A 7,595-nucleotide genomic window follows, 5' to 3' on the forward strand; every position below is an offset into this window, starting at 1 on the left:
CATGTGTAAAATCTCACTTCCCTAAAGTGCATCGCCACCACCTCAAGCGGTACGAATTGCACACCTCTTGAGGTCAAATGCAAAAGTTTGTCGCAATAAAAAAGCCCCACATGTGTAGGGCTTGTATCGCTATTTTTAAAATAGACAATGCACGGCGAAATGGGTTCCTCTAATCGTTTAAATCGACCTTTACCACTTAACGCTTTATAAATTCGCTTACTTAAATCTTTGCCTGTAATCTGCTTCCATGCTTCACACGCAAATTCATTACAGGTGTAATCTCTGGTCCATGTGCGATCTAATAAATTATCGATAGACATTAAATCCCCCTAAGCAGCGGATAATCTTCAAAGGTAAAAAGCCGACCAGTTTTAACAGCGTTTAATTCAGGTGCTTGTGCTTCAAACGTCACCAGTCCAGTGCTATCCCCTGAAATCGTTGCGATTTCTAAGGTTTGTATTTCGTTCATAGGTGCAGATAAATCATCATCTCGATACATCTTAAGCACTAATTTAGGTTTAACGCGCGGACTGGCTGATTGGTGAATGTTATCAATGGCATCTGAAAATTCATCTTCCATATCCGCTAAGGTGATCGAGAAACGCTGTTCTAAATCATTGGTAACATTGGCACGTTTAATTGACATTGGTTGATACTGATAAACATCTTTACCGATTTTTACCCCATCCTCATCATTTCGAACATACCGAAAGGTTTTAGTGAAACTTGGATGTGATATTTCAATGCATTCAAGCTGAACCACGCCACCAGAGCTGTTTAAAAAGAATGAGGTGTAATCCATTTAAAGTTTTCCTACAGCTTTTGGTAAGCTTTCATTAACCAGTATTTCAAGTGGATTTGTAAGATCATTTAGATCTACACCTTTGTCACCTGCATTAACAATTGAATTATCTAAATTTGGATCAGTATTTAACGGCTTCACACGAAATTCGGCAGTAACGGTATAAATCCCTGCTTCTTTACTGGTGAGCCTTGGACTACCTGAAAAATAACACTGATAATCTTCTACTACTGGACTATCGATACACAGCTTTGCCAAGAACCGCTGACTTGGATTTCTAGCCCATACTCGATAAAAAGCCATTAGATATTGATAGCCTTCTTCTTGAACCACCCACTGCACGGATGCGGTGTGATAGCTACCTTTCAATGCACGGCGAAATCTTGGTGCACCACCATCTAACTCTTGTGAAATAACACCATCACCCAATTGGGCTGAATAGCCCGATTGAGTGGAGCAGTAAAGTAATTTATGCATAACTTGCACCCATTAAAAAAACCACCCGAAGGTGGTTTATATTTATCCGAGTCTCTTTCGAGTATCGAAGTTTCGAGACACTTGCTTGGATTCAAAAGAACCTGCCTGACCTAGATTTCCCCAAGACTCCTTAATCATCTGCTTAACCTGTGGAATCGTGACATACAAATTGCCATCAGCTCCTCGCTCTGCTGTTGTGCCTTCAGGTGCATTATTGATAATCACTTTTAATGCAAAACTTTCATCTCCTGATTTAACCGCATCCGCAACACCAGAACCCACACGGCGTGTATCTTTCGTTGAGACTAAACCACCATCTGAATAGCCCGATGGTCTAGATGTCCGCATGGCTTCGACAACATTCACACCACCCCAACGTTTGATATCGTCCTGCGACCAAACAACCTCGCCTTTATGCACAATACCAGCTGGATCAAACTTACCGCCTAAACCTGTGAATCCGCCGTCGGAGAAGCCACGCGGTGTAATGGATTGGATCATAGCCAAGAATGTACCTTGATCTAAAATCGCTTTACCTGCATCTGCCATTCTTCCCCAAATAGTCGGACTTGTTGACTTTGCGTAGGCTTCCGATGCGGATGTCCACATATTGATCCCTGCCTGAGTAATTGCAAATCCTTGTTGCATTGCATACATCGTTCTATATGCATTAGAACTCTCACCCAAGATACCTCCAAACATATTGGCAAATGAGCCAGTCAATTGTTGAGCTTGAGTCAATTGAAGATTAAGAGTTTCTTGTTGGTAAGCTTGTTCAATATCAACTTGTCGGTTGGCGTACTCATCATGCATTTTTTTTCGATCATCTAATGCTGTTTGGATAATTGCGGTTTTCCGATCCTCAAACTCTTGTATTGATATTAGACCGTCATCAAGCTGAGTTTGCGCTCCACCTAAGGTAGATTGTTCATTCATATTGATGTTTGCAACACTGGCATTATAAAGTCGCTCAGATGTGCCAGAACGACTTCTGCGCGTCTGTTCAATTTGCATATAACCCGTTGTTCCGCGCATTTCAGCTTCCATCTGCCCCCACTGTGCAGATGAATCTATTAAAAGCCTTTCTATTTCAGCTTGTTTCTCAAGCCGAAGCATTTGTCGTTCATAATTACGCTCCTCTATATTGTCAATAAGTGCTATTTTGTCTTCTTCGAACTTATAGCGTTCCTCTAATGCTTGTATTTCAGACATTGACTGTGCACGAATTTGAAATAAACGCTGTGCTTTAGCCAGTTCAAGCAATCCTTTTTCCTGCAATAATTGCTGATTAAGTAAAACAACCGCTTCATCACGCTCTTCCTTGGTCAGCTCTAAATCACGACTTGCAGCAAATTTCTTCTGTGCAAAACTCTTTTCAAGTAATTCAGCTTCTGACTTCTGGAAATCTGCATAATCATCAAGCTTAGTCTTTAAAGCATACTCAGCGATTGCGATATCGTTATCGGCACGGCGTTGAAACTCTTCCTTAAGTTTCAATGCATTTTCAGGTGTAAATCCAGCCCTATCAATCTCAAGTATCTTATCCTTTAAGTTCTCTCGAATTTTGGTGATCTCATCAGCAACCTCAAGTTCAATCACTTTTCTAGACTGAGCTTGCTCCTCTAAGGTTTTTTCAGCAGCTTTTAATACATCATCAAAATCTTTAGATGAACCAGCATAGCCATTAACACCTGCAGTATAAGCTTTAACATTGGCTAGATAGTCTTTCGTTTCTTTAAAACCGTAAGCTTTACCAGTTTGTACATTTGCAGGACCAGCATTATAGGCCATGATTGCCTTATCAATATCACCCTCAAACTGTCTAATAAGTGCGGACATATATTTGATCATGCCATTAATACTTGACTCTTCATCAAAAACATTAACACCATATTGTTTCGCAGTTGCAGGCATAAATTGGGCTAAACCTCTAGCCCTCTGTCCATTCTTAGTAACAGGACCAACGGCATTTTTATCACCCTTACTTTCCTGCATAATTATGGCTTCAATTAAACCATTTGGAATTCCAGCAGCTGCAGCTTTCGTGGATATATTATGCTTGGCTGAAAGTGCTTGAACTTTAGCATTTACTTGCAAGACCTTTTGTTGCTTTGCAAGTTCATCCGTCGTTGCTTTAAGTAACTTATTTCGGTCCTCTATCGTCTTATTATTTTTTTGCTCAATCGCATGTACTCGAAGTGCTTCTTGTGCCAATTCATTGGTAAATTTCACATTATTCTTTCGAGCCCATTTCGCTGCCTCTAAAAGAACTTTGATCTGCTCTTCTGTGAGATTCTTCGCTAATAATTGCCTCGTAAAAACAGCATCAAATTCCCTGTCATATAAAGATTCACGATAATCTTTCTGTGCTTGTGCTGCACTCTTAACAGCCTTTTCATTTTCAGTGAAGCTCTTACTATTGGCATCAATGCCAACAACGCTTGTTTGAGCTTTACGTCCTGTTAATTCAAACTCAAAACCAAGCAAATTAAGCTTTTCTTTTGTGTTTTTGGCTTCCGTGGCATTTTTCACAAACTCGGTTGAATGCGCTTTAAAAGAATTATAAACATCCTTGTTAATCCGTAATTCATTAAATTTCTTTACAGCATCAGTCATACTGATTGTGCCGTTCTGTGCATCCTCAACGACTTGAACAATATCTTTATTTCCTGCATATAAACGCTTAATTGCAGTAAGTTGAATATTAATCTGGGTGCTTGATTCTGCTAACGCTTCATTTTGAAGTTTAAAAGATGCTGTCATCTTGTCGATTGCATCATCTTTCTCAAGACCTTTGAGAGCCAGCAATTCCTCTTTTGCCTTCTTAGCAACAGACGCTTGTTCTTCCAGTTTTTTATTGGCTTCAGCAGCTCGATTTTGCATATACATATAGCCTGCAGCTAAAGCAGCAACACCAATTGTTAATACGCCAACACCACCACCGACTAAATTGAATAATCTGGAACCTATTGCTTGACTTGTATTTAATGCATTTTGAGCTGCAGTCTGTGCAGTTGTTGCGATGGTTGTTTGTTTCATTGCAAGGTTATGGGCAATCTCAGCTTGTGTTAAGCGTATCGTTGCAGCTGCTCGTTCATTGCGTGTAAGTGCAGCATTGTATTCAACTCTCGCTAATTGAAGCTCTGTAGCTGCCAATGCTGTAACTTGACGTGTGCGCTGCACTTCTACTGCAGATAAACGAACTTGCGACTCCAATTCAGCAATCGTAGCGTTTCGTTTATTGATGCTTGCCAGTATAGATGCTCTAACCGCAAGCGTTTGTGTTGCAATAACCTTGGTTAAGTAAGCAACACCACCCAATATGGCCACATTAGAAACGGTATCTAAATTATCAGCCAACGTACCGAGTGCTGCTGCCAACATTCCTGTAGCACTGGTTGATTCGTTTGTTTTTCCAAGATACACAGTCACGGCGTTAGATAGCTTTTGCATACCATCCGCAAATGAGTTCTCCATGTTGTTGGCTAAAGCTTCATTTGCATCCTTGGTCTGAATGAGTGTTTTAATCAATTCCGTTAAAGATATTTTTCCTGTAGCACCTAATTGTCTAATTTCAGATTCAGAACGTCCTGTAGTTTTGGCCATATCAGCAATGACATTATCTGCACCCGTCACAATCGAGATCCATGCATCTGCATCGACTTTTCCTTTTGCCATCGATTTAGATAGCGCATCCATTGCTGATTGAGCTTGATCGGCACGAGTCGCATTTGCAGTAAAGGCAAATGAAAGTGAATCTGTCATATCCAGTGTTTCAGAAATACTATAACCCAATGACTTCATTCCACCTGACATCGACAAGTAAACCTCCTGTGCCTCTGAGAGCGCACGAAAGGTTGTATTTGCGGTAGACAGCAAGCGGTCTTGAACTAAGTTATATTCTTGCGTACTTGTGGTTGCATTTCGGATACGTGCAGCCATTTGTGTATAACCATCAGCCATAGAAATTGCTTTACTAATGGTTAGATAACCAGCTACATACTTCGCCAGTTGCATCACAGCAGAACCATTCTTATTCAGCTGTGATTCTTGCTGCGCTAAATCCTTAGTCGTTTTAGAAGTGGATTCACCAAGTGATTTCGCTGACTCGCCTGTTGTTTTTAATTCTTTACTTAAAGCAGCAGATGAAACGCTCGATTTATTACCTTTTTCATATAATTTATCAAGCTCTTGATTTAATAACTCAGCATTACGCTTAGCTTGCTCTGAGCTAATCTCAACAACTAAACGACTCTTTTGTTCTGTCATTTCGCTTTCCTTTAGACGTAAAAAAACGCCCTTTAGGCGCTACTGATTCAAATGCTTATCTACATTAATTGTTCAAAAAATAAGACAAAGCCAATAAAAATGGACTCGCTGCAAACAATAAAATTGCTGTTCCAATACAAAACCTTAAATATGGTGACAAATTTCCTTCCATTTCTACGCCCTCTTGTGGATGTATTTTTACTTTACCTTTGGTAAACTTAGTCATAGATTCTTACTTATTGCTTTTTTGAGGTAATAAAAAACCTCCCGAGGGAGGTTCTTAGCTTTACTTACGTCCACCCTAGGGTGCTTTAAGATTTTACTCTTCAAAATTATCTAAACAAATTAAAAAAAGCTCATTCCCAAATTCAGTTTCTGCTTCAATCTTATTTTTTCCACTTCCCCATATTGGTTGCTTGTAAGCATCCTTAATTATGGCGATGTAAAATCCTTTTATATCTTGATTTTTCACATTTTTTTCAACAATTTTCAAAGAATCTGAAATATTTCCACCATTTTGCCTGTTTCGCATAACTGATTTTGCATAATTGGAATTAATCTCACAGAATTCAATCTTTTCTTTTGAGGGTGTTGCTTTAGCAAAAACCCCAACCGACATAAAACAACAAACTACCCCTATTAATATCATTTTCATATTAATTGCTCATATCCTTAATAACACCATCTAAATACCAATCTTTTGCAAATGTATTCAAATCTTCCATCTGTTTATTCATAACACCAAGCCAGCCACCATCCCACACCCCGTATGCATGCTCACCATTTAACAAATAAACATTTTCAGGCATAGTTCGCAATGTGTAAACTGGATTCTGCAATCCATATTCTTTGCCAAGGTTTTGGAAAAAATCACCTTTAAAATAGAACTTATCCTCACCTTTGTAACCAAGATAGACTTTATTGAACTGCTTATCTTTGATTTTTTCAGCAAACTGTAGCATTACCCGATTGACGTCAAGGGAACTATTTTCCCCAGTCATACTGCGAAAATCATATTTAAGCTCAGTTGGATTTACAAACCATTTGTAATGAACCCAAACTCTGACACCTTTATTTCTAGGATCTTCTTTTAATACTGAGCTCATATGACGCTGAAGATTAATATAATTAAATGCTATGACAATGCATGCTACGGCAAGAATGCCTAAAATAATTTTAACAATGCTTTTCATAATGTTATTCACCTTTACCCCAATTTATCTCTGAAACAGTGAAGCTGAATTGTTTCTTTCCTTCTTGATAGAAGGGCAGCTCAATGATCAATTTTTTGGATTTTTTTAGTGACTTAATAAAAGTATCTACATCGTAATCATGTGATATGAACAACACATCGCTAGAATAATCTGTTGTACTGCTTAGTTCAATATTGTGTATATCTCCATTATCAAACTTTACAGATGCAAAACAGCTATCAGAAATAGTATCACATGAATATTGCCCATCATTGATAGTGAACATTATTTCCGTTGGTTCCGCCGACCTCTTTCTTAAAGTTATATCAAGATACGACCCTCCATTATACGGGAAATCAAATTGCACTTGATTGTCTGATGAAATGGAAGCAAATTTAGTTTTAGTACCCCTCATTTCATCAGTTTTTTGATTATAACTCCAATTAGAGATTGGTTTTGCTGGCTCAACATCTGGCTTTGTGTTTGGTACAGCATCAACAGCAATTGTTGTATTACTGTGCTTAACATCTTGTGTCGCGGAACCATTATTATTCTTGTTATCATCCTTCTTTTCAGCACACCCACTCAACCCCAACCCCATAATCAAACACAACCCTAATATTTTTCTCATAATACTTCACCCTCTTAGAATCACATCAAGATACTAAAAAATATGAGAAAAAGAAACCAATCACTCATTGGCTTCTTTTATGAACCTTGTCTAAAAACAGATTATCCAGGACAAAAATACTATCAACAAAAATATGCATTTCACACGGCGCATCATGAAGATTTAAGTAAGCTTCAATCATGCTACTGTCTAAAGGTAAAGCAACACCAGTTTCATATGTACG

8 protein-coding genes are annotated in these 7,595 nt (G+C 38.6%); all 8 read right to left on the minus strand.

What is annotated here, in order from left to right; translation table 11 throughout:
• Positions 1 to 320 (minus strand): hypothetical protein (locus tag B9T31_RS17590; RefSeq protein WP_086183226.1); only part of this gene is annotated, 320 nt, incomplete at its 3' end.
• Positions 320 to 802 (minus strand): DUF1833 family protein, encoded by a 483-nt coding sequence (locus tag B9T31_RS17595; protein WP_086183227.1) that lies wholly within the window; start codon positions 800 to 802, stop codon positions 320 to 322. The genes B9T31_RS17590 and B9T31_RS17595, both read right to left, overlap by 1 nt.
• Positions 803 to 1,279: a hypothetical protein gene (locus B9T31_RS17600; RefSeq protein WP_086183228.1), complete on the minus strand. Its 477-nt coding sequence runs from the start codon at positions 1,277 to 1,279 to the stop codon at positions 803 to 805. It lies immediately after the preceding gene.
• Between the two features lie 42 nt (positions 1,280 to 1,321).
• Positions 1,322 to 5,548, minus strand: coding sequence for a tape measure protein (locus B9T31_RS17605; RefSeq protein ID WP_086183229.1), 4,227 nt, complete (start codon positions 5,546 to 5,548; stop codon positions 1,322 to 1,324).
• A gap of 64 nt (positions 5,549 to 5,612) precedes the next feature.
• Positions 5,613 to 5,774, minus strand: coding sequence for a hypothetical protein (locus B9T31_RS17905; protein WP_171264774.1), 162 nt, complete (start codon positions 5,772 to 5,774; stop codon positions 5,613 to 5,615).
• A 93-nt stretch (positions 5,775 to 5,867) separates the two neighbouring features.
• Positions 5,868 to 6,203, minus strand: coding sequence for a hypothetical protein (locus B9T31_RS17610; protein WP_228146087.1), 336 nt, complete (start codon positions 6,201 to 6,203; stop codon positions 5,868 to 5,870).
• Between the two features lies 1 nt (position 6,204).
• The gene (locus tag B9T31_RS17615; protein ID WP_086183230.1) at positions 6,205 to 6,741 is read right to left on the minus strand and encodes a hypothetical protein; all 537 of its coding nucleotides are present in this window, start codon (positions 6,739 to 6,741) and stop codon (positions 6,205 to 6,207) included.
• A gap of 4 nt (positions 6,742 to 6,745) precedes the next feature.
• Complete coding sequence (locus tag B9T31_RS17620) at positions 6,746 to 7,372, minus strand: hypothetical protein (RefSeq protein WP_086183231.1); 627 nt, start codon at positions 7,370 to 7,372, stop codon at positions 6,746 to 6,748.
• Positions 7,373 to 7,595 lie beyond the last annotated feature (223 nt).

The organism is Acinetobacter sp. ANC 4558, from assembly GCF_002135375.1.
Taxonomy (GTDB): domain Bacteria; phylum Pseudomonadota; class Gammaproteobacteria; order Pseudomonadales; family Moraxellaceae; genus Acinetobacter.

Coding starts and splice junctions, on each gene's coding strand:
- B9T31_RS17595 (WP_086183227.1), bottom strand. CDS start 802: ATGGATTACACCTCATTCTTTTTAAACAGCTCTGGTGGCGTGGTTCAG.
- B9T31_RS17600 (WP_086183228.1), bottom strand. CDS start 1,279: ATGCATAAATTACTTTACTGCTCCACTCAATCGGGCTATTCAGCCCAA.
- B9T31_RS17605 (WP_086183229.1), bottom strand. CDS start 5,548: ATGACAGAACAAAAGAGTCGTTTAGTTGTTGAGATTAGCTCAGAGCAA.
- B9T31_RS17905 (WP_171264774.1), bottom strand. CDS start 5,774: ATGACTAAGTTTACCAAAGGTAAAGTAAAAATACATCCACAAGAGGGC.
- B9T31_RS17610 (WP_228146087.1), bottom strand. CDS start 6,203: ATGAAAATGATATTAATAGGGGTAGTTTGTTGTTTTATGTCGGTTGGG.
- B9T31_RS17615 (WP_086183230.1), bottom strand. CDS start 6,741: ATGAAAAGCATTGTTAAAATTATTTTAGGCATTCTTGCCGTAGCATGC.
- B9T31_RS17620 (WP_086183231.1), bottom strand. CDS start 7,372: ATGAGAAAAATATTAGGGTTGTGTTTGATTATGGGGTTGGGGTTGAGT.